Below are 25,730 nucleotides of genomic sequence, written 5' to 3'. Positions count from 1 at the left end.
GCCCCGGGGGTATATTTCCCGGCATGAACGAACTCGCCCGGCGCATCGACGCCGCCCTGCCGCAAACGCAGTGCACGCGCTGCGGCTACCCGGACTGCGCGCGCTACGCGCAAGCCATCGCCAGCGGCGAGGCGGGCATCAACCAGTGCCCGCCCGGGGGCACCGAAGGTGTGGCGCGTCTGGCGGCCATCACCGGCCAGCCGACCCAGCCACTGAACCCCGTCAACGGCGTGGAAGGGCCGCTGACCGTGGCGGTGATCGACGAAGACTGGTGCATCGGCTGCACGCTGTGCATCAAGGCCTGCCCCACCGACGCCATCGTCGGCAGCAACAAGCTCATGCACACCGTGATCGAGCCCTATTGCACGGGTTGTGAGCTGTGTATTCCGGTCTGCCCGGTCGACTGCATCTCGCTGGAGATCGTCAGCGGCGAGCGCACCGGCTGGCAGGCCTGGAGCGACGCGCAGGCCACGCTTGCCCGCACGCGCTACGAGGCGCGCACCGTGCGGCTCGCGCGTGAGCAGGTGGAGCACGACCGTGTGCTGGAAGCCAAGGCGCGCATGAAATACGCCGATCTCGAAGCCCACTCGCAGCACACCGACCCGGCCGTGCTGGACAAGAAACGCGCCGTCATCGCCGCCGCGCTCGAACGGGCGCGGGCCAAACGCCTGGCCGCGTCCGACTGAGGCCCGGCACACACGCGGCCCACAGGGCCCCGTTCAGGCGGCCACGATCGCGGTCTTGTACACCCCGCAACCCACGTAGAGCTCGTCCACCTTGGTCACGTACGACATCTTGGTCTGAATGACGCCGCTCTGCGGGTTGACGATGTCGTATTCGACCCAGCCCGGCTCCTGCTCCGCCTGGGCCACGATGGACTCCAGCAGCGCCTGACCGTCCACCCCGGCGATGTCCTGCACCCGGCTGCCCACCTTCTCGGGCTTGCCGCCGAACGCGCGGTAACCCCCCTGCCGGTCCAGCGCGAACACATACATGTCGCGGTCATGGAATCCTTTGGCCGGATCGCTCAGATCGCGCACGAAACGCTGTGGATCGGCCGTGGCGCGGAGCTCCAAGGCTTGCTGCACCAGCAGCACCGCCTCTTCAGCCGTGCCCTGCTGCAGCATGAAGGACGACACCGCCCTGGACAGATGGGCCGCACGCTCCTCCAGCTTGTTCGCCTGGATCACCGCCAGCTCCACCATCTGCGCGTTGCGCTGGGTGATCTGGTCGAGCTGGTTCACGGCCGATGAGATCTCGACCAGACCGGTGCTCTGTTCGGCGCTGGCGGCCGAAATCAGTGACATGTTGGACGCCACGCCACGCACCCCATTGACGATCTGCGTCATGTTGCTGCCGGCGGCACGGATCTGCGTCACGCTGCTGGAGACCTGGGTGGCCGATGTCTGGATGAGCTGGCGGATCTCCTTGGCCGACGCGGCCGAGCGCTGTGCCAGCGTACGCACTTCGTTGGCCACCACGGCGAAACCGCGCCCCTGTTCACCGGCCCGCGCTGCCTCCACCGCCGCGTTCAGGGCCAGGATGTTGGTCTGGAAGGCCAGGCTGTCGATCACGCCGATGATCTCGTTCATCTGCTGGGCGCTCTTCTGGATGAGCTCGACCGAGTCCACCGCCTTGACCATGGATTGCGCGCCCGACTCGGCCACGTCCCGGACCTGCGCGGCCTGGGTGTCCGAGTCGCCCGCGGTTTCGGCGTTCTGGTGCACGGTGCTCGAGAGCTGTTGCACGCTGGCCGCCGTCTGCTCCAGGTTCGCGGCCTGCTGTTCGGTGCGGTCGGCCAGGTGGCGGTTGCCCATCGCCAGGCTCTTGCCCGCGTGCGCCACCAGCGCCGAGTTGCTGCGCACCTCGGCCACCATGGCCGAGAGGTTGCCATTCATGCGCTCCACCAGCCGGGCCAGCTGGGCCAGTTCGTCGTTGCCCCGAATGCTCACGTGCGCACGCAGATTGCCGTCGGCGGTCTGCTTCATGACGTCGAAAACGTGGCGGAAATCGGTGACAAAGCTCAGATAGAACGCCTGCATCAGGTACACCAGCAGCGCCACGCCCATCAAGGAGGCCCCCAACACGGCCCACCGCGTCCACGCCAGCCGGTCGACGCGCTGGGCCAGCAGTGCGTCCAGACGGGTCAACACGGTGCTTTCATAGGCCCGCAGCGCCGAAAGGGCCTGATCGCCGGCTGTGAAGTAGGCAGCGCCCTGCACGCTGCCGGGTGCACCCAAGGCCTGGCGCGCGAACTGGGCAAAGGCATCGCTGGCCGCGATCACCGACTCACCCGGCAGGCCGCTCTGCCCGTGGCGGGTGGCGAAATCCATCGCCAGGCGCATGTCCAGCACCTGGGCTTTCAGCGCTTCGGTCCGCAGACGCAGGCCGCTCAAACCATCGGGCTCGGGTTGCGCCAGGCTGAGCTGCCCGGCGCCCAGTCCCTGGATCTGGCTCAAGGCGTCGCCCCAGGCCAGGGTGCGGGAAACCGCCATGTCCATCAGGAAATAGCTGGTGGGTTCGGGGTCGAACAGAAGGCCCGAGCGCTCCCCCACCGTGTAGGTGAAGCGGTGAAGCGCGTCGAGCGCGGCCGTGTGCCGCGAAAAGGCATCCCCTGGGGTGGATGCGCCCGAGGTGGCCAACCCCTCCAGACCCGACTTCACCTCGCTCCAGTCCCGCGACAACTCGAAATCGGGTCGGCGAGCCAGCGCTTCGCCCGCCGCCGTCACGGTCTGGGCCAACTGCGCTTGCGCAGCCTGCAGCGGGCCGCGGGCCGCGTCCCCGCCGGACAGCAGCACCTGGCTGTGCCCACGGCGCGCCTGCACCGCGGCGGCCACATCGGCCAGACGGGCGACGATCCGGACACCGTCGGCTTCGTTCCTGGCGGCCTGCAACTCGGCCCCCAGGCGTTGCACCAGCAAGACGCAGATCACCAGCAGCGGCACCAACAACACCGACCCCAGCAGCGCCAGTTTGGCGGGCAGCCGCATGCGCCGCATCAGCCAGATGCCGGGCAGAAAAGGTTTGGTCATCATCATGCGCGTAGGCCTCGGTGAGTTATGTCTCTGTTAGCGTTATCGGTGCATTTCCAACCAGCTTGAGACGCCACAGCAGCCGGCCAGACAGAAGGAGAAGGCGGGCGGCACGTCAATGCACGGAAGCAACCCCCGACTGCCGGCTTTCGAAATGCCGGAACAGCTGGGTCGCCATCCACCGCAAGGTGTCGTCGGCCGTGTTGTGGGCCAGCCGCAACTGCTGCAGGGCATACCGCCGGTCGCACAGCATCTGGGCCTGGTGGATCGCCATGCCATGGCTCTCCATGCGCCGGCTGAACACATCGAGCAGGTCCTGCGGCCAGGCCAGCGCCAGTTCACGTTCGCGCCACACCGGGCGGCGTTGCGCCCATCGTTCGTCGCCCTGCGCCAGCAGCGCACTGGCCTGGACGGACACGGGGTGGGTGGTTGGCGGGTTGGAAGCCGGGCTCATGGCGCACTCCTGCGGTGGTGAAACCGGCCCCCGGTCACGGAAAGCGCGCGGATGGCCGATCAATGCACCGAGGGTACCGACGGCGGCCGTCGCCGTTGCCGCGAAAAAACGGGGGAAACGGGGCCAAATCCGTTCATTGCGCTGGCCGGCGGCGCGAGGACGCAAAAAAGCCCTGCCGGGGTGAGCACGGCAGGGCCTGGCGCCAGGACGGCGCACTTCAGGCCGGGCTGCCCGCCAGCCTGGCGAAGGCCGCCACCACCTCGGGCGGCGCCTGCACCAGCTCGATCAGCACGCCCTCGCCCGCGATCGGGAACTCGTCGTTCGCCTTGGGGTGCAGGAAGGTGATGTCGAAACCGGCCGCGCCTTTGCGAATGCCGCCCGGGGCAAAACGCACGCCATTGGCGCTGAGCCATTGCACCGCCACCGGCAGGTCGTCGATCCACAGGCCTACGTGGTTGAGCGGCGTGGTGTGCACCGCCGGCTTTTTGTCCGGGTCCATCGGCTGCATCAGATCGACCTCGACCTTGAACGGGCCGCTGCCGATGGCGCAGATGTCTTCATCCACGTTTTCGCGCTCGCTCTGGAAGCTGCCGGTTTTCTCCAGCCCGAGCATGTCCACCCAGAGCGTCTGCAAGCGGTGTTTGTCGGGGCCTCCGATGGCAATCTGCTGGATGCCCAGCACCTTGAAGGGACGTTGCGTTGCGTTCATGAATCAGTGAATTCCGTTGTGTGAAGCGGGCACCTGCTCCAGCGCCCAGACCGTGGCGGGCGGCAGGTTGGCCCAGACCGAGGCCGAACGCCGCCAGTGCCAGCCCGCGGGGATGCCGTTGAACGGGCGCAGATGGCGCGCCGCGTAGGTGTATTGAATGAGGCGGGAACGGGGCTGGCGCGCGATCAGCGCCAGCATGGCCTCGATGCACTGTCGCGCTTCGTCGCCCGGCATGGACAGCAGGGGCAACGACGACACCAGCGTGACCGGCGTGTCCGCCGCCAACGTGAGCAGGTCGACGCGGGACGCGCAGTGGTTGAGCACCTCCAGCTGCGGGAACGAGGCGCGCAGCAGGTCGGCGAATTCGGGGTCGCGCTCAAAGACCACAAAACGGTCCTGCGCCACCAGGGCCGGCGCAAGCGCCCGGGTGATGGCGCCGGTGCCGGCCCCGACCTCGATCAGCACGCCCGGCTCGCTGCGCAGCACCTCGTCGCGGATGGCCCGGGCCAGGGCCCGGGACGCGGGCGCGATGGCGCCCATGCGCCGCGGATGGCGCAGACAACCCAGTGCGAATGCCAAACCGTGCTCCATGCGGGACCCCTGGAAGTTGCAGCGTTTTGGAGCGTATCCCATTTCCCTGCGCACGTGGCGTGTCAAGCTGCAACCGGCCCGGCTCACTCGAACTCGACGATGGCCTGGTCCACCACCAGCGACTCGCCCTTGCCCGCCAGCACCTTGGCCACCACGCCGTCGGCCGCGGCGAACAGCACGTTCTCCATCTTCATGGCCTCGATCACGGCCACGCGTTCACCCGCCTGCACTTTCTGGCCCACCTGCACCGCCACGTCGACCAGCAGGCCGGGCATGGGCGAGAGCACGTACCGGCTCATGTCGGGTGGCGCCTTGAACGGCATGAGCCGGTGCAGCTCGGCCATGCGGCGCGACACCACCACGGTCTCGATGCGCGTGCCGTTGTGCTGCACCACCAGGGCCAGCGGGTTGCGCAGCGTGCCGCGCTCCACCTGGGCGGTGAAGGCCTGGCCATTGCACTCGCCGGTGATGCAGACGTCGTTCAGGCGCGAAGGGCTGCTGATGGCAAAGCGCTTGCCCTCCACCGTGACCACCGCCGAGCCGACCTGCCCCACCACCTCGTCCACGTGCACCGGGGTGTAGCGGTTCTGGCCGCCCGCGCCCAGGGTAATCACGCTGAAATCGTGCCCGACCTTGACGCCGTAACCCGGCAACTGGCCGGTCAGGCCGGCTGCGCGCTCGCGCGACTTGCGGCGCACGAAAGCGGCCAGCGCGACCAGGAAGTCGGCGTCGTCGTGCGGCACGTCTTCGGCGCGAAAGCCGTGCGCGTAGTGCTCGGCAATGAAACCGGTGTTGAACTCACCGCTCACGAACTTCGGGTGCGCCAGCAGCGCCGCCTGGAACGGGATGTTGCTGCTGATGCCGCGGATCACGAAGCCGTTGAGCGCCTCGCGCATCTTGGCAATCGCATCAAAGCGGTCCTTGCCGTGCACGATGAGCTTGGCGATCATCGAGTCGTAGTACATCGGAATCTCGCCGCCATCGACCACGCCCGTGTCCACGCGCACACCGTACAAGGCGTCGGTGTTGGCCTGGTGCATGCTCTGCGCGGGCGGCTGAAAGCGCACCAGGCGGCCGGTGCTGGGCAGGAAGTTGCGGAACGGGTCCTCGGCGTTGATGCGGCACTCGATGGCCCAACCCTCGCGTTTCACGTCGGCCTGGGTGATCGGCAGCTTTTCGCCCGCCGCCACACGGATCATCAGTTCCACCAGATCGAGCCCGGTGATGCACTCCGTCACCGGGTGTTCCACCTGCAGGCGGGTGTTCATCTCCAGGAAGTAGAAGTCCTGGTCCTTGCCGACCACGAACTCCACCGTGCCCGCGCTCTGGTACTTCACGGCCTTGGCCAGCGCCACCGCCTGCTCGCCCATGGCCTTGCGCGTGGCGTCGGAGATGAAGGGCGACGGCGCCTCCTCGATCACCTTCTGGTGTCGGCGCTGAATGGAACACTCGCGCTCGTTCAAATAGACCACGTTGCCGTGCGCATCGCCCAGCACCTGGATCTCGATGTGGCGCGGCTCCAGCACGTATTTTTCGATGAACACCCGGTCGTCGCCGAAACTGTTGCGCGCCTCGTTGCGGCAGCTGGTGAAACCTTCGAAGGCTTCCTTGTCGTTGAAGGCCACGCGCAGGCCCTTGCCACCGCCACCGGCCGAGGCCTTGATCATCACGGGGTAGCCGATGTCCTTGGCGATTTCCACGGCACGTTCTGCGGTTTCGATGGCGTCGTTCCAGCCCGGGATGGTGTTGACCTTGGCCTCATTGGCCAGCTTCTTGGACGCGATCTTGTCGCCCATGGCGGCGATGGAGAAATGGCGCGGGCCGATGAAGGCGATGCCCTCGTCTTCGCAGCGCTTGGCGAAGGCCTCGTTTTCCGACAGGAAGCCGTAACCGGGGTGGATGGCCTGGGCGCCGGTCTTCTTGGCGGCCTCGATGATCTTGTCCGCGACCAGGTAGGACTCGCGCGAGGGCGCCGGGCCCAGCAACACGGCCTCGTCGGCCAACTGCACGTGGCGCGCTTCCTTGTCGGCTTCGGAATACACCGCCACGGTGGCGATGCCCATCTTCTTGGCGGTGGCGATCACGCGGCAGGCAATTTCGCCACGGTTCGCAATGAGAATTTTGGTGAACATGTCAGTCTCCTAGACGAGAGCAAGTGTGTTGTTTGTTCGGTGGGTTGGTGCTGAGCCCGCCATGGGCACGGTGTGCCTGCCTCCGCTCATGTCCCCCGCCGACCTGCGGTCGGCTCCTCCTTCACTTCGCTGCGACAGGCACACCGTGCCCATGGCTGCGAAGGAGGTTGAATGCAGGACAGTGGAATACCCACTCACCAGGATCGGACTGTGTGGGCGTTTTGCGCAGGTAAAGGAGGAGGCCGAAGGCCGGGGGACACGGAGCAAAACGCCCGCACAGTCCGATCCAGCGCCACCCCATGTCACGACAGGCACCATGCGGCTCAAAGAGGAATGTTCCCGTGCTTGCGCCACGGGTTTTCCAGCTTCTTGTCCTTGAGCATCACCAGCGAACGGCAGATGCGCTTGCGCGTCTCGTGCGGCAGGATCACGTCGTCGATGAAGCCCCGCGCGCCGGCCACGAAAGGGTTGGCGAAGCGGGCCTTGTATTCGGCCTCGCGCCCCGCCAGCTTGGCCGGGTCCTTCTTCTCCTCGCGGAAGATGATCTCCACCGCGCCCTTGGCGCCCATCACCGCGATCTCGGCGTTGGGCCAGGCAAAGTTCACGTCGCCGCGCAGGTGCTTGGAGGCCATCACGTCGTAGGCGCCGCCGTAGGCCTTGCGCGTGATCACGGTGATCTTCGGCACCGTGCACTCGGCGTACGCGTAGAGCAGCTTGGCGCCGTGTTTGATGATGCCGCCGAACTCCTGGCTGGTGCCGGGCATGAAGCCGGGCACATCCACAAACGTCACCACCGGGATGTTGAACGCGTCGCAGAAACGCACGAAACGCGCGGCCTTGATGCTCGATTTGATGTCCAGGCAACCGGCCAGCACCAGCGGCTGGTTGGCCACGATGCCGACCGTCTGGCCGTCCATGCGCGCGAAGCCGATCAGGATGTTCTTCGCGTACTCGGGCTGCAGCTCGAAGAAGTCGCCGTCGTCCACCGTCTTGACGATCAGCTCCTTCATGTCGTAGGGCTTGTTCGGGTTGTCCGGCACCAGCGTGTCCAGACTCAGTTCCATGCGGTCGATCGGATCGCCGCTGGGGCGCACCGGCGCCTTCTCGCGGTTGTTGAGCGGCAGGTAGTTGTAGAGCCGGCGCAGCATCAGCAGCGCTTCCACATCGTTCTCGAACGCCAGGTCGGCCACGCCGCTCTTGGTGGTGTGCGTCACGGCGCCGCCGAGTTCTTCGGCGGTCACTTCCTCGTGCGTCACGGTCTTCACCACCTCGGGGCCGGTGACGAACATGTAGCTCGAATCCTTCACCATGAAGATGAAGTCGGTCATGGCCGGCGAATACACCGCGCCGCCGGCCGAGGGGCCCATGATCATGCTGATCTGCGGCACCACGCCGCTGGCCATCACGTTGCGCTGGAACACGTCGGCATAACCACCGAGGGAGGCCACGCCTTCCTGGATGCGGGCACCGCCCGAATCGTTCAGGCCGATCACCGGCGCGCCGACCTTCATGGCCTGGTCCATCACCTTGCAGATCTTTTCGGCGTGGGCTTCGGAGAGCGCGCCGCCGAACACGGTGAAGTCCTGACTGAACACGAACACCAGGCGGCCGTTGATCATGCCGTAGCCGGTGACCACGCCGTCGCCGGGGATCTTCTGGTCCTGCATGCCGAAGTCGGTGCAGCGGTGCTCGACGAACATGTCCCACTCTTCAAACGTGCCCTCGTCGAGCAGCACTTCCAGCCGCTCACGCGCGGTCAGCTTGCCCTTGGCGTGCTGCGCATCGATGCGCTTCTGCCCGCCGCCCAGCCGCGCCGCAGCGCGCTTTTCTTCGAGTTGTTCCAGGATGTCTTGCATGGTCGTGTTCTCAGTTCTCCGAGGGGCCCGCGCCTGTCGAAGGGCGGGGGTGATGGTTCGCAGGGGCTTGGACAGGTTCGGCCCGAGCGGGTTGGGGTTCGTACAAGGAAAGCAGTTGGCGCGCGGCGCTGCTGGCGGGCAGCGTGCCGTCCAGCACGCGGCGGGTGGTTTCGTCCAGGGCGGCGCGCACCGCCGGGTGCTCGCGGAAGTGCTGTTTCAAGCCGGCCTCGATGCGTTCCCACATCCAGGCCCGGGCCTGCTGCTGGCGGCGCGCGACGAGTCGGCCCTGGGCGGCCTGCAGCTCGCGGAATTGCGTCACCGCCTCCCAGAAGCCGTCCACGCCCTGGCCATGCAGCGCGCTGATCTGGATCACCTGGGGGTGCCAGATGCGGCTGTCGTGGTGGGCATGAGAGCTGGAGCCCCCACGCTCGCTTTGCTCGCTGCCCCCCGAGGGGGCGCTCGCGTCCTTGGGGCGGCCCGGCGAACGCTCAGGATGCCCATGCAAGCCGAGCAGGCGCAGCGAAGACGTGATCTGCGCGCGCGCGCGGGTGGCGGCGTCGGGGTCGATGTCGGCCTTGTTGATGACCACCAGGTCGGCCAGCTCCATCACGCCCTTCTTGATCGCCTGCAGGTCGTCGCCCGCGTTGGGCAGCTGCAGCAGGCAGAACATGTCGGTCATGTTGGCCACCGCCGTCTCGCTCTGGCCCACGCCCACGGTTTCGACGATCACCACGTCATAGCCCGCGGCCTCGCAGACCAGCATGGCCTCGCGCGTCTTCTCGGCCACGCCGCCCAGCGTGCCACTGCTCGGGCTGGGGCGGATGTAGGCCTTCTCGTGGACGGAGAGCTTCTCCATGCGCGTCTTGTCGCCCAGGATGGAGCCGCCGGACACGGTGGATGACGGATCGATGGTGAGCACCGCCACGCGGTGGCCCAGGCCGATCAGGTACAGACCCAGGGCTTCGATGAAGGTGCTCTTGCCCACGCCGGGCACGCCACTGATGCCGAGCCGGAAGGACTTTCCAGTGTGCGGCAGCAGCGCGGTCAGCAGCTCATCGCCCTGCGCGCGGTGGTCGGCGCGGGTCGATTCGAGCAAGGTGATGGCCTTGGCCATGGCGCGGCGCTGGGCAGCACCAACGCCGGTCAGCACGCCGGCCTGCAATTCGGCAGGGGTCATCCCACCGCCTTCTTGATCTGCTCCAGCACATCCTTGGCGCTGGCCGGGATCGGGGTGCCCGGGCCGTAGATGCCCTTCACGCCGGCCTCGTACAGCATCTCGTAGTCCTGGCGCGGGATCACCCCACCCACGAACACGATGATGTCGTCGGCGCCCTGCTTCTTCAGCTCGGCGATGATGGCCGGCACCAGGGTCTTGTGACCGGCGGCCAGGGTGCTGACGCCCACGGCGTGCACGTCGTTCTCGATCGCCTGGCGGGCGCACTCCTCCGGCGTCTGGAACAGCGGGCCCATGTCCACGTCGAAGCCCAGGTCGGCAAAGGCCGTGGCCACCACCTTGGCACCGCGGTCGTGGCCGTCCTGGCCGAGCTTGCTGATCATCACGCGCGGGCGGCGCCCCTGCGCCACGGCGAAGTCGTTGATCTCGCCCTTCAGAGCATCCCAGCCTTCGGCGGAGTCGTAGGCAGCAGCGTACACACCGGTCACCTTTTGTGTATCGGCGCGGTGGCGCCCAAAAACTTTTTCCAGCGCGTCGCTCACTTCGCCCACGGTGGCGCGCAGGCGCATGGCCTGGATGCACAGTTCCAGCAGGTTGCCCTGACCGGACTCGGCGGCAGCGGTGAGCGCGTTCAGCGCAGCCTCCACCTTACCCGCATCGCGGCTGGCGCGGATGGCCTTCAGACGGGCGATCTGCCCGTCGCGCACCGCCACGTTGTCGATGTCCCGCGCCTCGATGGCGTCTTCGGTCTTGAGCTTGTACTTGTTGACGCCAACGATCACGTCCTTGCCGCTGTCGATGCGCGCCTGCTTCTCAGCCGCGGCCGCTTCGATCTTCAGCTTGGCCCAGCCGCTGTCCACGGCCTTGGTCATGCCACCCATGGCCTCGACCTCTTCGATGATGGCCCAGGCCTTGTCGGCCATTTCCTGCGTCAGGCTTTCCATCATGTAGCTGCCGGCCCAGGGGTCCACCACGTTGGTGATGTGGGTCTCTTCCTGGATGATGAGCTGCGTGTTGCGGGCGATGCGGGCGCTGAACTCGGTCGGCAGGGCGATGGCTTCGTCGAAGCTGTTGGTGTGCAGCGACTGCGTGCCGCCGAACACCGCGGCCATGGCTTCGATGGCGGTGCGCACCACGTTGTTGTACGGGTCCTGCTCGGTCAGGCTCCAGCCCGAGGTCTGGCAGTGGGTGCGCAGCATCAGACTCTTGGGTTTCTTCGCGTTGAAGCCCTTCATGATGCGCGTCCACAGCAGGCGCGCGGCGCGCATCTTGGCGATCTCCAGGTAGAAGTTCATGCCGATCGCCCAAAAGAAGGAGAGGCGCCCCGCGAAGTCGTCCACGTCCATGCCCTTGGCGATGGCGGTCTTCACATACTCCTTGCCGTCGGCCAGGGTGAAGGCCAGCTCCAGCGCCTGGTTGGCGCCCGCCTCCTGCATGTGGTAACCCGAGATCGAGATCGAGTTGAACTTCGGCATGTGCTGGGCCGTGTACTCGATGATGTCGCCAATGATCTTCATTGACGGCTCGGGCGGGTAGATATAAGTGTTGCGGACCATGAACTCCTTGAGGATGTCGTTCTGGATGGTGCCGCTCAGTTGGTCTTGCGAGACGCCCTGCTCCTCCGCCGCCACCACGTAGCCGGCCAGCACCGGCAGCACGGCGCCGTTCATGGTCATCGAAACCGACACCTTGTCCAGCGGGATCTGGTCGAACAGGACCTTCATGTCCTCCACCGAGTCGATCGCCACGCCGGCCTTGCCCACGTCGCCGGTCACGCGCGGGTGGTCGGAGTCGTAGCCGCGGTGGGTGGCCAGGTCAAACGCGACCGACACGCCCTGCCCGCCGGCGGCCAGGGCCTTGCGGTAGAAGGCGTTGGATTCTTCGGCGGTGGAAAAGCCGGCGTACTGGCGGATCGTCCATGGCCGCACCGCGTACATCGTGGCCTGCGGGCCGCGGATGAAGGGCTCGAAACCGGGCAGCGTGTTGGTGTACGGCAGGTTCGCCGTGTCGGCCGCCGTGTACAGCGGCTTGACGCTGATGCCGTCGGGCGTGAGCCAGTTCAGCGCGTTCACGTCGCCACCGGGCGCGGATTTCTGGGCCGCCTTGGCCCAGGCTTCGAGGGTGGCGGGGTTGAATTCGGGCGGGTTTTGGCTCTGGCTCATGGCGGGGCGGTAGGGGTAAGCAACAGGAACGGCGGCAAACCGGGCGTCGGGGGATTGGGGAAAAGCAGTGTTGATTTTATATCATTCATAATTATTGATGCAAAATATTCCCGCTGCCTTACAATCAGCGCCTGTCACACAGCCTCCCGTCACTCGCCTGCCCATGTCCGCCTTGTCGCTTGCCCCCCGCGCCCTGTACGAAGAAGTCGCCGAACTGCTGCGCCAGCGCATCTTCAGCCGTGAGCTGGAGCCCGGCAGCTGGATCGACGAGCTCAAACTCGCCGAGGAATACGGCATCAGCCGCACGCCACTGCGCGAAGCGCTCAAGGTGCTGGCCGCCGAGGGCTTGGTGACCATGAAGGTGCGGCGTGGCGCCTATGTGACCGAAGTGTCCGAGAAAGACCTGGCCGATGTCTATCACCTGCTGGCCCTGCTCGAATCGGACGCCGCCGGCGTGGTGGCGGAACGCGCCACCGACAGCGATCTGGCCGAACTGAAGGCCCTGCACGCCGAACTGGAAGCTGCGCTGGGCCAGCGCGACCGCTTCTTCGCGATCAACGAGCGGTTTCACATGCGGCTGCTCGAACTCGCCGACAACCGCTGGCGCGAACAGATGGTGGCCGACCTGCGCAAGGTCATGAAGCTCAACCGCCACAACTCGCTGCTCAAGAGCGGGCGCATCGACGAATCGCTGGCCGAACACCGTGCCGTCATGGCCGCCCTGCTCGCGCGCGACGCCGCGCTCACCCGCCAGCGCATGCAAGCGCACTTCCAGAACGGGCTGGAAGCGGCCATCTGAGAAGCCCAGCCGGCGGCACCCGGCCCGGCGGCTGGGCGCTGGTAAATTCCGGGCTTGTGCCGTTCGCCGCTGCGCCGTGGCCACGAACGGCATACCGATCAGGAGCCCCACCCATGTCTCTCGCCCGTCTGGCTCAGCCCGGCATTCTCGAACCCATTCCGGCCCAGGGCCGCTACCTCACCTGCCAGCTGAGAATGGGCGCCCAGCCACGGGCCGTGCTGCGCGCGCTGGCGCAAGAGGCCGACGGCCGCGCCACCGTGGTCGGTCTGGGCCAATCGCTGGTGCGCGAACTGGGGGTTGAACTGCCCGGCCTGCGCACGTTCCGCGGCATCGAGGGCGCGCGCACCAAGCTGCCCGCCACCCCGACCGATCTGCTGGTCTGGCTGCGCGGCACCGACCGGGGCGATCTGCTGATCCGCAGCCGCCATCTTGAGGCCCTGCTCGCGCCCGCCTTCGACGTGACCGACATCACCGACGCCTTCAGCCACGACAACGGCCGCGACCTGACCGGCTACGAAGACGGCACCGAAAACCCCAAGGGCGACGCGGCGCTGGCGGCGGCCCTGCTGCCCGAGAGCGCCGGCGCGCTGGCCGGCAGCAGCTTCGCGGCGGTGCAGCGCTGGCGCCACCACATGAGCCGCTTCGAGGCCATGCCGCGCCAGCAGCAGGACCACACCATCGGCCGCGAGCGCGACAGCAACGAAGAGATCCACGACGCGCCCGATTCGGCCCATGTGAAACGCACGGCCCAGGAGAGCTTTGAGCCCGAGGCTTTCGTGCTGCGCCGCTCCATGCCCTGGGCCGAGGGCAACGAAGGCGGGCTCGTGTTCACGGCCTTCGGGCATTCGTTTGACGCCTTCGAGGCCCAGCTGCGGCGCATGTCGGGCGCCGAGGATGGCATCACCGACGCCCTGTACACCTTCACCGAACCCGAGACCGGCGCCTATTTCTGGTGCCCGCCGGTGCGCGACGGACAGCTCGATTTACGCGCGTTGGGCGTATAACCACTAGACCGGGGACAGGAGAAGTGAGGCCCTCTGCACCCCGACTGCATACACCATAGGGTATATACCAAGACACTTGTGCCACATGTGCGCTCAATATAAGCACTTGCGAATTTAGTAATTCTTATCCCCCTCATCCCTTTCGACGGAGATACTTCCATGGCTCGAATCGTCATTCTCGGCGCCGGTCTCGGTGGCATGCCCATGGCCTACGAAATGAAGGCACTGGCCCGCCCCGGCGACACGGTCACGGTGATCAGCGAAGCACCCAAGTTCCACTTCGTGCCCTCGAACCCCTGGGTCGCGGTGAACTGGCGCACCCGCAAGGACATCGAGGTCGACATCGCCCCGGCGCTGGCGCGAAAAGGCATTGAATCCATCATCCAGCGCGCCAAACGGGTCCACCCTGAAGCCAACCAGATCGAGCTGGAGGACGGCAGCCGGGTGGACTACGACTACCTGGTCATCGCCACCGGCCCCAAGCTCGCGTTTGACGAAGTCGAAGGCCTGGGCCCCTACGGCGGCCACACGCAGTCGATCTGCCACGTGAGCCACGCCGAGACCACCAAGACGGCCTGGGACGAATTCGTGAAAGCACCCGGCCCGATCGTGGTCGGTGCCGTGCAAGGCGCCTCGTGCTTCGGCCCGGCCTACGAGTTCGCGATGATCATGGACACCGACCTGCGCAAGCGCAAGATCCGCGACAAGGTGCCCATGACCTTCGTGACCTCCGAGCCCTACATCGGCCACCTGGGCCTGGGCGGTGTGGGCGACTCCAAGGGCATGCTCGAATCGGCGTTCAGGCAGCGCCACATCAAGTGGATCTGCAACGCCAAGACCACCAAGGTGGAAGCGGGCCAGATGCACGTCACCGAGCACGACGACCAGGGCCGGCCCATCAAGGACCACGTGCTGCCCTTCAAGCACAGCATGATGCTGCCCGCCTTCAAGGGCGTGGACGCGGTGTTCGGCATCGAAGGCCTGACCAACCCGCGCGGCTTCATCACCATCGACGAGCACCAGCGCAACGCCAAGTTCAAGAACATCTTCAGTGTGGGCGTGTGCGTGGCGATCCCGCCGGTGGAAGTGACGCCCATTCCCTGCGGCACGCCCAAAACCGGCTACATGATCGAGTCCATGGTCACGGCCACGGCGCACAACATCCGCGAGCTGCTCGACGGCCAGGAGCCCACGCACCACGCCACCTGGAACACGGTCTGCCTGGCCGACTTCGGCGACACCGGCGCGGCCTTCGTGGCCCTGCCGCAGATCCCGCCGCGCAACGTGAGCTGGTTCAGCGAAGGCAAGTGGGTGCACCTGGCCAAGGTGGCGTTCGAGAAGTATTTCATGCGCAAGATGCAGAAGGGCACGTCCGAGCCCATCTACGAAAAGCTCATCATGGACTTCATCGGCATCACCAAGCTCAAGGGCAAACAGGGCCAGTGATCCGCCCGCCTCATCCGCCCGCCTCGCTGGCCCGCGGCGGGCCGGCGGCCGCGTCACTGGCGAGCGGGCTCCACCTCCCAGTGCTGCACCACCTTGCCATGGCGGTCCACGCTTTCGAGGCGCACCGTGAAGCCCCACAGGCGCCCCACGTGCTTGAGCACTTCCAGTGCATCGTCGCTGAGCGGTCGGTCGTGCTGGCGCGTGTGCCGCAGGGTCAGGGAGCGGTCTCCGCGGACATTGACGTTCCAGACCTGGATGTTGGGCTCGCGTTCGTTCAGATCGTGCTGGCGCGCCAGGGCCTCGCGCACGCGCCGGTAGCCCGCCTCGTCGTGGATCGCGGCCACCTCCAGCTCGGGCTGCAGGGCATCGTCAACGATGGAGAACAAGCGCATCTCGCGCATCAGCCGGGGTGAAAGGAACTGCCCGATGAAACTCTCGTCGCGGTAGTGCCGCATGGCATGGTCCAGCGTGACCTTCCAGTCCGAACCCGCGATGTCGGGAAACCACTGCCGGTCCTCGTCGGTCGGGTTCTCGCAGATGCGCCGCAGATCGCTGAACATGGCAAAGCCCAGCGCATACGGATTGATGCCGCTGTAGGCCGGGTGCCCCACCGGCCACTGGTGAATCACATTGGTGTGCGAGCGCAAAAATTCGATCATGAAACCGTCGCACAGCAAGCCCTCGTCGTACAAGGTGTTGAGCAAGGTGTAGTGCCAGAACGTGGCCCAGCCCTCGTTCATGACCTGGGTCTGGCGCTGCGGATAGAAATACTGCGCCACCTTGCGCACGATGCGCACGACCTCGCGCTGCCAGGGCTCCAGCAGCGGCGCGTGTTTCTCGATGAAGTACAGCAGGTTCTCTTCGGGCTCGACGGGGAAGCGCCGGCTGGACTTTTCCTCCCGCTTGTCGGCGGCCCGGGGCAAGGTGCGCCAGAGGTCGTTCACCTGCTGCTGCAGATAGGCTTCGCGGTCCTTGCGGCGCGCTTCCTCCTCGGCCAGCGAAGGTTTTTGCGAACGCCGGTAGCGGTCCACCCCCTGGCTCATCAGCGCGTGGCAGGCGTCGAGCAGCTGCTCCACCGCATCCACGCCATGCAGTTCCTCGCATTCGTTGATGTAGTTGCGCGCGTAGACCAGGTAGTCGACGATGGACGAGGCGTCGGTCCACATGCGGAACAGGTAGTTGCCCTTGAAGAACGAGTTGTGCCCATAACAGGCGTGCGCCATCACCAGCGCCTGCATGGTCAGGGTGTTCTCTTCCATGAGGTAGGCGATGCAGGGGTCGGAGTTGATCACGATCTCGTAGGCCAGCCCCATCTGGCCGCGCCGGTAGTTTTTCTCGGTCGCGATGAACTGCTTGCCAAACGACCAGTGCCGGTAGTTCACCGGCATACCGATCGAGGCGTAGGCGTCGATCATCTGCTCGGCGGTGATCACCTCCAGTTGCACCGGGTAGGTGTCCAGGCCATATTCGCCCGCCACGCGGGCGATCTGCGCGTGGTAGAGCTCGATCAGCTCGAAGGTCCAGTCCGACGGGCAAGGCAGCGGCTCGCGCTTGCGCGGCGGGCCCACCAACGCGGGGGGCGCGTCCTCCCGAGGCGGCTCAACATCGGTGTCGTGTGTCATGAAGTACCTGCCTTCCTGAACAGCTCCCGGAACACCGGGTAGATGTCGGCCGCATCGGTGATCTTGCGCATCGCGAAGTTCGGCTCGGTCTCTCGCACCCGCGCGTATTCCTCCCAGAGGTTCTGCTCGTCACCGGCCACCTGCACGTAGGCGAAGTAGCGCGACAGCGGGAGCAGCTTCTGCTGCAGCAGCTCGCTGCAGCGGGCCGAATCCTTGTACCAGTTCTCGCCGTCGGAGGCCTGGGCGCCGTAGATGTTCCAGTCGCCCGGCGGGTAGCGCGCCAGGATGATCTCGTGCATCAGCGTGAGGGCGCTGGACACCACCGTGCCGCCGCTCTCCGTGGCCTGGAAGAACTCGGGCTCGCTCACCTCGGCCGCCTGCGTGTGGTGGCGAATGAAGACCACGTCGGTCCGCTCGTAGTGCCGCATGAGAAACAGGTAGAGCAGGATGAAGAAGCGCTTGGCGATGTCCTTGCGCTCTTCGTCCATCGAACCGGACACGTCCATCAGACAGAACATCACGGCCTTGGCCGTGGGTTGCGGGATGCGCACCCGGTTGCGAAAACGCAGGTCCAGCGGGTCGAGGAACGGGATCTGGCGCACCCGGCGCCGCAGCACCTCGACCCGTTCCTTGAGCACGCGCAGGCTGCCCGGCGGCGTGTTCGCCTCGCTGCGTTCGGCCAGCGCCAGCTCGGCCTCGAGCTCGCGCAGCAGGCGCCGCAGCTCGGCCCCCATGGCGATGCGCCGGCCCAGCGCGGTGCGCATCGAACGCACCACATGCAAGCTGGCGGGGTTGCCCGCCGAGACGAAACCCGCGCGCTGCGACTTCCATTCGGGCGCGTCGGGCAGGAGCTGTGTACGCACCAGGCGCGGCAAGGCCAGGTCGTCAAAAAACACCTGCATGAACTCTTCGCGCGTGAGGCGGAACACGAAATCGTCTTCACCCACCCCGTCTTCGCTGCCCTGGTTGCCCCGGCCGCCGCCGCCCCCACTGGGCGGGCGGCCGATGTGGTCGCCGCGCACGTAGTCGCGGTTGCCCGGGTGAACCGACTCGCGCATACCCCCTTGCCCATGGCCAAACACCGGCTCGGAGACATCGCGGCGCGGCAGTGTGACGTCTTCGCCCTGCTCGATGTCGCGGATGCTGCGGCCCGAGACGGCCTTGCGCACCGCATCGCGAATCTGCTCGCGGTAGCGACGCAGGAAGCGCTCGCGGTTGCCGATGGACTTGTTCTTGCCCGCGAGCCGGCGGTCTACGATTTGCTGCAGCATGGTGGCCTGCTTTCAGCGGTTCATGGGCCAAGAAGCCTGACGCGCTCAAGAACTCTTGCGCACGCGCAGGTACCAATCGCAAAGCAGGCGCACCTGGCGCGTGGTGTAGCCCTTGTCGACCATGCGGTTGACGAAGTCTTCGTGCTTCTTCTGCTCGTCCACGCTGGCCTTGGCGTTGAAAGAGATCACCGGCAGCAGGTCCTCGGTGTTCGAGAACATCTTCTTCTCGATCACCGCGCGCAGCTTCTCGTAGCTCGTCCACAGCGGGTTCTTGCCCGCGTTGTTGGCGCGCGCGCGCAGCACGAAGTTGACGATTTCGTTGCGGAAGTCCTTGGGGTTGCTGATGCCGGCGGGCTTCTCGATCTTTTCCAGCTCGGCGTTGAGCGAAGAGCGGTCGAAGATTTCGCCGGTGTCGGTGTCGCGGTACTCCTGGTCCTGGATCCAGAAGTCGGCGTAGGTCACGTAACGGTCGAAGATGTTCTGGCCGTACTCGGAATACGACTCCAGGTAGGCGGTCTGGATTTCCTTGCCGATGAACTCGGCGTAGCGCACCGCCAGCGTTTCCTTGATGAAGGCCAGGTACTTCTGTTCGGTCTCGGCGGGGAACTGCTCGCGCTCGATCTGTTGCTCCAGCACGTACATCAGGTGCACCGGGTTGGCCGCCACCTCGGTGCTGTCGAAGTTGAACACCCGCGACAGGATCTTGAACGCAAATCGCGTGGAGATGCCGCTCATGCCTTCGTCCACCCCGGCGTAGTCGCGGTATTCCTGGTAGCTCTTGGCCTTGGGATCGGTGTCCTTGAGGTTCTCGCCGTCGTACACCAGCAGCTTGCTGAAGATGCTGGAGTTCTCGGGCTCCTTCAGCCGCGTGTACACGGCGAACTGCGCCAGCATCTTGAGCGTGCCGGGCGCGCACACGGCCGTGGCCAGCGACGAGTTGCGGATCAACTTTTCGTAGATCTTGATCTCTTCCGACACGCGCAGGCAATACGGCACCTTCACGATGTAGATGCGGTCCAGGAAGGCTTCGTTGTTCTTGTTGTTGCGAAACGCCTTCCACTCGCTCTCGTTGGAGTGCGCCATCACGATGCCGTCGAACGGTATGGCGCCGAAGCCTTCGGTGCCCTTGAAGTTGCTTTCCTGGGTGGCGGTGAGCAGCGGGTGCAGCACCTTGATCGGCGCCTTGAACATTTCCACGAACTCCAGCAGGCCCTGGTTGGCCAGGCACAGGCCACCCGAGTAGCTGTAGGCGTCCGGGTCGTCCTGGGCAAAGGTCTCGAGCTTGCGGATGTCGATCTTGCCCACCAGCGAAGAAATGTCCTGGTTGTTTTCGTCGCCGGGTTCGGTCTTGGCGATGGCGCACTGTTTGAGCACCGAAGGAAAACGCCGGACCACGCGGAAGCGCCGGATGTCCCCCCCGTACTCTTCGAGCCGCTTGACGGCCCAGGGCGACATGACGCGCTCCAGATAACGCGGCGCAATGCCGTACTGCGATTCGAGCACCTGCCCATCTTCGGTCGCGTTGAACAGCCCCAGCGGAGACTCGTTGACCGGTGAGTCCTTCAACGCATAGAACGGCACCTGCTGCATGAGCTGCTTGAGGCGCTCGGCGATGGAGGACTTGCCCCCGCCCACCGGCCCCAGCAGGTAAAGAATCTGTTTCTTTTCCTCCAGGCCCTGCGCGGCATGGCGGAAGTAGGACACCACCTGTTCGATCGGTTCCTCCAGGCCATAGAAGTCCCGGAAGGCCGGGTAGATCTTGATGACCTTGTTGCCGAAGATGCGCGAGAGGCGCTGGTCGTGCCGGGTGTCCAGCAACTCCGGCTCGCCGATGGCCACGAGCATGCGCTCGGCCGCCGTGGCGTAAACGAGCGGATCTTTCTTGCAGGCATCGAGGTACTCCTCGATCGACAGCTCGTCTTCACGCGTCTGTTCGTAGCGTGACAGGAAATGACGGACAACATCCATACGACCTCCTATTGAAGCGGTCGCTATCGATGCGTCACCAACGTCAAGGCCCGCTCCCCACCGACGTCGGCGCCAGTCGGAATTTTTATCCGCCCGACCCGGGTCTGCTCCGTCCGAAACTGGTGCGCTGGGCAGACCCTGTGCTTGTGACGATAGTAGCGCTCAAAAGTTCAGGCGTCACGCGCGTAATCACGCAACCATGTGCGCGGGTGTGATCTCTTTCACCACATGGGCCTGCGCCATCGCCCAGACATCGCGCGCGGGCAAGGGTTTGAGGCGGTGGTCGCTCCACACCTGGCGCCACTTGCGGGCACCGTGCAGGCCGTGGCGCAGGCCCAACATGTGGCTGGCGATCGAATACCAGGGCGCGCCGTCTTGCGCCGCAGCGCGTTCCATGTAGTCCACCATGGCCAACTCGACCGCTTCACGCGTCAAGGCCGGTCCGCGGGATGCCTGGCCGTAGAACCGGGCATCCCATTCGGTCATCACCCAGGGGTTGTGATAAGCCTCACGGCCGATCATCACGCCGTCGAGCTGTGTCAGGTGGCTGGCGATCTGTTCGTTGGTGGTAATGCCACCGTTGACTGCGATGGTCATGTGCGGAAAGTCACGCTTGAGCTGGTACACCAGCTCGTAGCGCAGCGGAGGAATCTCGCGGTTCTCTTTGGGCGACAGGCCCTGGAGCCAGGCGTTGCGCGCGTGCACGATGAAAACACGGCAACCCGCGTCGGCCACCGTGCCCACAAAATCACGAACGAAGTCGTAGCTTTCGATCCGGTCGATGCCGATGCGGTGTTTCACCGTCACGGGAATATCCACCGCGTCCACCATGGCCTTGACGCCGTCGGCCACCAGCGCCGCGTCGGCCATCAGGCAGGCGCCAAAGGCACCGCGCAACACACGCTCGCTGGGGCATCCGCAGTTGAGATTGATCTCGTCGTAACCGCGCTCCTCCCCCAGCTTCGCGCACCGCGCCAGGTCGGCCGGCTCGCTGCCGCCCAGCTGCAGCGCCACCGGGTGCTCTTCTTCATTGAAATCCAGATGCTGCGCCGCGTTGCCATGGATCAGCGCGCCGGTCGTCACCATTTCGGTGTACAGCAAGGTGTTGCGGGTCAGCAGCCGGTGAAAAAAACGGCAATGGCGATCCGTCCAGCCCATCATGGGGGCGACGGACAAACGCCAAGGCGAGGGAGCGAGGGAAGAAACAGACATGCGCCAATTATCCCAGCGCCCATAAAAAACCCCGCCGAAGCGGGGTCGATGCGCGAGATGCCTTGAACCCAGAACACCGCGGAACCGGCTTCGCCGGGCCGCAGGTGTTGCCCCCTTGAGGGGGTGACGCGCTCGCCAGTGCGAGCGCGTCGCAGGGGTGGGCCGGGTCAGCCCATGTGCAAACCACCGTTGACCGAGAAGTCCGCGCCCGTGGCGTAGCCGCCCTCGTCGCTGGCCAGCCAGGCGATGATGGAGGCGATCTCGCTGGGCTTGCCCAGGCGCTTGACCGGCACCGTGGCCACGATCTTTTCCAGCACGTCCGGACGGATGGCGTTGACCATGTCGGTACCGATGTAACCCGGGCTCACGGTATTGACCGTCACGCCCTTGGTGGCCAGTTCCTGCGCAAGCGCCATCGAAAAACCGTGCATGCCGGCCTTGGCGGCCGAGTAGTTGGTCTGGCCGGCCTGGCCTTTTTCACCGTTGACCGACGAGATGTTGATGATGCGGCCCCAGCCCTTTTCCACCATGTCGGGCACGACTTGCTTGGTCACGTTGAACATGGAGTTCAGGTTGGTTTCGATCACAGCCGACCAGTCTTCGCGCGACATCTTCAGGAACATGCGGTCCTTGGTGATGCCGGCGTTGTTGACCAGCACGTCGATGCTGCCGTGCTCGGCCTTGGTCTTGGTGAAGGCCTCCACCGTGGAGTCCCAGTCACCCACGTTGCCCACCGAGGCGTAGAAGGTGTAGCCCAGGGCTTTCTGTTCGTCCAGCCATTTGGTGAAGTCGCGCGTGGGGCCGCAACCAGCGATGACCTTGAAGCCCTCCTTGTGCAAGCGTTGGCAGATGGCTGTACCAATGCCGCCCATGCCGCCGGTGACGTACGCTACTTTTTGACTCATTTTGTCTGCTCCTCTAGGTGTTGCCGTTATGGCATTAAAAAACGATTGAAACCCAAGCCATATCGAACAAGGGAGGCGCCAGCTCAGGCCAGCGCGGAACCGGCTTTGCCGGGCCGCTGCTGGCGCCCCCTTGAGGGGGTGACGCCGCAGGCGGCGCGGGGGTGGGTCATCTCTCCACCGCCAGCGAGACGCCCATGCCGCCGCCAATGCACAGCGCGGCCAGCCCCTTCTTGGCGCCGCTGCGCTGCATTTCGTGCAGCAGCGTCACCAGGATGCGGCAACCCGACGCACCGATGGGGTGGCCGATGGCGATCGCGCCGCCGTTGACGTTGACCTTGGCCGGATCGATGTCCAGCGCCAGGTTGACGGCGCAGGCCTGGGCGGCAAAGGCTTCGTTGAGTTCGAAAACGTCCACGTCGGACGCTTTCCAGCCCGCGCGGGCCAGGGCCTTCTGCGAGGCAGGCACCGGGCCCATGCCCATGGTGGCCGGGTCCAGACCGCTGGTGCCAAAGGCGGCGATGCGAGCCAGCGGCGTGAGGCCCAGGGCGGCGGCCTTCTTCGCCGTCATCACCATCACGGCGGCGGCGCCATCGTTGATGCCCGAGGCATTGCCGGCGGTCACCGAGCCGGCCTTGTCAAAGGCGGGACGCAGGCCGGCCAGCACTTCGGCGGTGGTCTTGGCGTTGATGAATTCGTCGCTGTTGAACACGACGGGGTCGCCCTTGCGCTGCGGAATGCTCACGCCAACGATCTCGTCCTTGAACTTGCCAGCGGCCTGGGCGGCGGCGGCTTTCTGCTGGCTGCCAGCGGCCAGGGCGTCCTGCATTTCGCGGGTGATGCCGTGGGCCTTGGCCACGTTCTCGGCCGTGATACCCATGTGGTACTGGTTGTACACGTCCCACAGGCCGTCCACGATCATGGTGTCGGTCATTTTCCAGTCGCCCATGCGCTGGCCATCGCGGCTGCCATTGAGCACGTGCGGGCTGGCGCTCATGTTCTCCTGGCCACCGGCGATCACGATCTCGCTGTCGCCCCAGGCCACGGCCTGCGCGGCCAGCATCACGGCCTTGAGGCCCGAGCCGCAGACGGCGTTGATGGTCAGCGCCGGCGTTTCCTTGGCCACACCGGCCTTCATCATGGCCTGGCGGGCCGGGTTCTGGCCACAACCAGCGGCCAGCACCTGGCCCATGATCACTTCACCCACGGCATCCACCGGCAGGCCGGTGCGAGCCAGCAGTTCCTTGATGACGATGCTGCCCAGCTCGGTGGCGGGTGTCTTGGCGAGCGAGCCGCCGAACTTGCCCACGGCGGTGCGGGCGGCTGAAACGATGACGATGTCTTCCATGTGTGTCTCCTAAGTGAGCTAAAAAAATCAAATCCTGTCCGGCGCGAAGAGTCCTCATCGAGAACCCGGGGCCATGTTCATGTTTTCGCCTTGACGTAACGGCCCGGCGCCGGTTCGATGGCGGCATAGGTCTTGCCCCTGCCATAGGTTTTGGGAGCAGCAATTTGCTTGCCAGCCTGTGGCTTGAGCCAGGCGGCCCAGTCGCCCCACCAGCTGCCAGTGTGCTCGGTGGCGCTGGCGATCCAGTCGTTGACGTCGGCCGGGAACTTGCCCGCCGGGCCGGTCCAGTGGCTGCGCTTGTTCTTGCTCGCCGGGTTGATCACACCGGCGATGTGGCCCGAGGCCCCCATCACGAAGCGCTTCTTGCCGGGGAACACCTGCGTGCTGGCATAGGCGCCGCCGATGGGCACGATGTGATCTTCGCGCGAGCCATAGATGTAGACCGGCAGCTTGACCTGGCCCAGGTCGATCTTCTCGCCGCAGACCGTGGCCTTGCCGGGTTTGACCAGGTTGTTTTCCAGGTACATCTGGCGCAGGTACCAGGCGTAGTACGGGCCGGGAAGGTTGGTGCTGTCGGAGTTCCAGTACAGCAGGTCGAACGGCGGCGGCGTCTCGCCCTTGAGGTAGTTGCCCACCACGTAGTTCCACACCAGATCGTTCGGCCGCAGGAAGCTGAAGGTGGTGGCCAGGTCGCGCCCGGGCATGAGGCCACCCTGGGCAAACTGCATCTCGCGCATCTTCACGAAGGGCTCGTCGATGAACACGTCGAGGATGCCGGTGTCGGTGAAGTCGATCAGCGTGGTGAGGAAGGTGGCGCAGTTCACCGGCTCTTCACCGCGCGCGGCCAGCACGGCCAGCGCCGTGCCCAGCATGGTGCCGCCGACGCAGAAACCCAGCGCGTTGATGGTCTCGGCGCCGGTGATGTCCTGCGTGACGCCAATGGCCTTGATCACCGCGTCTTCGATGTAGTCGTCCCAGGTCTTGTGCGAAAGCGACTCGTCCGGATTGCGCCAGCTCACCACGAAGGTGCGGTGGCCCTGCTCCACGCAGTAGCGGATCAGCGAGTTCTCGGGCTGCAGGTCGAGGATGTAGAACTTGTTGATGCAGGGCGGCACCAGCAGGAACGGCCGCTCGTACACCTTGGCCGTGAGGGATTTGTATTCGATCAGCTGGAACAGCTCGTTCTCGAACACCACCGCGCCTTCGGTGGTGGCCACGTTCTTGCCCACCTCGAACACGCTTTCGTCCGTCATGGACACATGGCCCTGCTTCATATCGTGCAGCAGGTTGGCCATGCCTTTGGCGATGCTCTCGCCCTGGGTGTCGAGCGCTTTCTTCTGCGCTTCGGCGTTGAAGGCCAGAAAGTTGCTCGGCGCGCTGGCGGCGATCCACTGCTGCACCGCGAAACGCACGCGCGTGCGGGTCTTGGCGTCGCCCTGCACCGCGTCGGCCAGGGCCATCAGGGTGCGGGCGTTGAGCAGATAGGCGGCGGCCGAGAAGGCGGCCACGGGGTTGCTGCTCCAGGCCTCGGAAGCAAAACGGCGGTCGCCCACCGGCTTGGCATCCAGGCCCTGGTTCCACAGACCGGCCACGTCCTTGAGGTAGCTGGCCTGGATCTCCATCAGCTTGGCCGGCTCGAAGCAGACCTTCTGACCGGCGGCCTGGTTGAACAGGTCGCTCACGCCCGGCAGCCCGCCGCCCATACCCGGCATGGCCATGCCGAAGGGGTTGGCCGCGCCGCTTTGCGGCATGAAGGCCTTGAATGCGGCAAACGGGTCGGCGGCGGCCTCAGGTGCCTGCTGTGTGGCCGCGCCAGGAAAAGCCTGAGCCACCTGCGTCCATTGGGAGATGAGGTTTTGCTGAAACTGCTGCGCAGCCTCCAGCCAGGGTGGTTGGGCGTTATTCCCAGATGTCATGCAGGTCTCCAATGGTCCAATGGTTTTTGGCAGCGGTTTATTATCGAATTCTCTGGGGGAGATTTCCGGGTTTTCCCTAGGTTTTGTCGGACTGCTTTGTGCAGCTTGACAAACCCTCCCGGGCTGCAAGGC

19 protein-coding genes are annotated in these 25,730 nt (G+C 65.6%); 4 read left to right on the top strand and 15 right to left on the bottom strand.

The window, feature by feature from the left end; translation table 11 throughout:
• The first annotated feature begins 23 nt into the window (after positions 1-23).
• The gene (rsxB, locus tag AC07YZ_RS00225; protein WP_494793261.1) at positions 24-686 is read left to right on the top strand and encodes an electron transport complex subunit RsxB; all 663 of its coding nucleotides are present in this window, start codon (positions 24-26) and stop codon (positions 684-686) included.
• Between the two features lie 33 nt (positions 687-719).
• Here rsxB and AC07YZ_RS00220 read toward each other — a convergent pair whose 3' ends face one another.
• The 8 genes from AC07YZ_RS00220 to scpA all read right to left on the bottom strand — a co-directional run bounded on the left by AC07YZ_RS00220 (position 720) and on the right by scpA (position 12,110).
• Positions 720-3,038 (bottom strand): methyl-accepting chemotaxis protein, encoded by a 2,319-nt coding sequence (locus AC07YZ_RS00220; RefSeq protein WP_494793260.1) that lies wholly within the window; start codon positions 3,036-3,038, stop codon positions 720-722.
• Between the two features lie 109 nt (positions 3,039-3,147).
• Positions 3,148-3,486 (bottom strand): hypothetical protein, encoded by a 339-nt coding sequence (locus tag AC07YZ_RS00215; protein ID WP_494793259.1) that lies wholly within the window; start codon positions 3,484-3,486, stop codon positions 3,148-3,150.
• A 217-nt stretch (positions 3,487-3,703) separates the two neighbouring features.
• On the bottom strand, positions 3,704-4,195 hold the full coding sequence (locus AC07YZ_RS00210; RefSeq protein WP_494793258.1) for a VOC family protein: 492 nt from the start codon (positions 4,193-4,195) through the stop codon (positions 3,704-3,706).
• Positions 4,196-4,198: 3 nt separating this feature from the next.
• A complete protein-coding gene (locus AC07YZ_RS00205) occupies positions 4,199-4,774 on the bottom strand; it encodes a class I SAM-dependent methyltransferase (RefSeq protein ID WP_226493371.1) in 576 nt (191 codons plus the stop codon).
• 95 nt (positions 4,775-4,869) lie between these two features.
• Positions 4,870-6,918, bottom strand: a complete 2,049-nt coding sequence (locus AC07YZ_RS00200) for an acetyl-CoA carboxylase biotin carboxylase subunit (RefSeq protein ID WP_494793257.1) — start codon at positions 6,916-6,918, stop codon at positions 4,870-4,872.
• 323 nt (positions 6,919-7,241) lie between these two features.
• On the bottom strand, positions 7,242-8,774 hold the full coding sequence (locus AC07YZ_RS00195; RefSeq protein WP_226493373.1) for an acyl-CoA carboxylase subunit beta: 1,533 nt from the start codon (positions 8,772-8,774) through the stop codon (positions 7,242-7,244).
• A 10-nt stretch (positions 8,775-8,784) separates the two neighbouring features.
• A complete protein-coding gene (gene meaB, locus AC07YZ_RS00190) occupies positions 8,785-9,951 on the bottom strand; it encodes a methylmalonyl Co-A mutase-associated GTPase MeaB (protein WP_494793256.1) in 1,167 nt (388 codons plus the stop codon).
• A complete protein-coding gene (scpA, locus tag AC07YZ_RS00185) occupies positions 9,948-12,110 on the bottom strand; it encodes a methylmalonyl-CoA mutase (RefSeq protein ID WP_494793255.1) in 2,163 nt (720 codons plus the stop codon). The genes meaB and scpA overlap by 4 nt, the downstream gene beginning before the upstream one ends.
• Before the next feature lie 163 nt (positions 12,111-12,273).
• Here scpA and AC07YZ_RS00180 point away from each other — a divergent pair, with 163 nt between their 5' ends.
• From AC07YZ_RS00180 to AC07YZ_RS00170, 3 genes are all read left to right on the top strand, one after another.
• Positions 12,274-12,909 carry a GntR family transcriptional regulator gene (locus tag AC07YZ_RS00180; protein WP_226493376.1) on the top strand — a complete coding sequence of 212 codons (636 nt, stop codon included), beginning with the start codon at positions 12,274-12,276 and terminating at the stop codon, positions 12,907-12,909.
• 113 nt (positions 12,910-13,022) lie between these two features.
• A complete protein-coding gene (locus AC07YZ_RS00175) occupies positions 13,023-13,913 on the top strand; it encodes a Dyp-type peroxidase (protein WP_494793254.1) in 891 nt (296 codons plus the stop codon).
• Between the two features lie 159 nt (positions 13,914-14,072).
• Positions 14,073-15,359 carry an NAD(P)/FAD-dependent oxidoreductase gene (locus tag AC07YZ_RS00170; protein WP_494793253.1) on the top strand — a complete coding sequence of 429 codons (1,287 nt, stop codon included), beginning with the start codon at positions 14,073-14,075 and terminating at the stop codon, positions 15,357-15,359.
• Positions 15,360-15,412: 53 nt separating this feature from the next.
• On the opposite strand, the gene AC07YZ_RS00165 is transcribed toward AC07YZ_RS00170, so the two are convergent.
• From AC07YZ_RS00165 to phaC, 7 genes are all read right to left on the bottom strand, one after another.
• Positions 15,413-16,981, bottom strand: a complete 1,569-nt coding sequence (locus AC07YZ_RS00165) for a SpoVR family protein (protein ID WP_494793252.1) — start codon at positions 16,979-16,981, stop codon at positions 15,413-15,415.
• Positions 16,978-18,252: a YeaH/YhbH family protein gene (locus tag AC07YZ_RS00160; RefSeq protein ID WP_494793251.1), complete on the bottom strand. Its 1,275-nt coding sequence runs from the start codon at positions 18,250-18,252 to the stop codon at positions 16,978-16,980. The genes AC07YZ_RS00165 and AC07YZ_RS00160 overlap by 4 nt, the downstream gene beginning before the upstream one ends.
• 45 nt (positions 18,253-18,297) lie before the next feature.
• Positions 18,298-20,220, bottom strand: a complete 1,923-nt coding sequence (locus AC07YZ_RS00155) for a PrkA family serine protein kinase (RefSeq protein WP_226493381.1) — start codon at positions 20,218-20,220, stop codon at positions 18,298-18,300.
• A gap of 189 nt (positions 20,221-20,409) precedes the next feature.
• Positions 20,410-21,432, bottom strand: coding sequence for a tRNA dihydrouridine(20/20a) synthase DusA (gene dusA, locus AC07YZ_RS00150; protein WP_494793250.1), 1,023 nt, complete (start codon positions 21,430-21,432; stop codon positions 20,410-20,412).
• Positions 21,433-21,599: 167 nt separating this feature from the next.
• Positions 21,600-22,337, bottom strand: a complete 738-nt coding sequence (gene phbB, locus AC07YZ_RS00145) for an acetoacetyl-CoA reductase (RefSeq protein ID WP_226493398.1) — start codon at positions 22,335-22,337, stop codon at positions 21,600-21,602.
• A gap of 166 nt (positions 22,338-22,503) precedes the next feature.
• Positions 22,504-23,682, bottom strand: coding sequence for an acetyl-CoA C-acetyltransferase (locus AC07YZ_RS00140; protein WP_494793249.1), 1,179 nt, complete (start codon positions 23,680-23,682; stop codon positions 22,504-22,506).
• 77 nt (positions 23,683-23,759) lie between these two features.
• On the bottom strand, positions 23,760-25,598 hold the full coding sequence (phaC, locus tag AC07YZ_RS00135) for a class I poly(R)-hydroxyalkanoic acid synthase (RefSeq protein ID WP_494793248.1): 1,839 nt from the start codon (positions 25,596-25,598) through the stop codon (positions 23,760-23,762).
• Between the last annotated feature and the right edge of the window lie 132 nt (positions 25,599-25,730).

The sequence above is a fragment of the Hydrogenophaga sp. GW101-3F08 genome (genome assembly GCF_059424585.1).
This window is presented reverse-complemented; position numbering and strand designations above follow the sequence as displayed.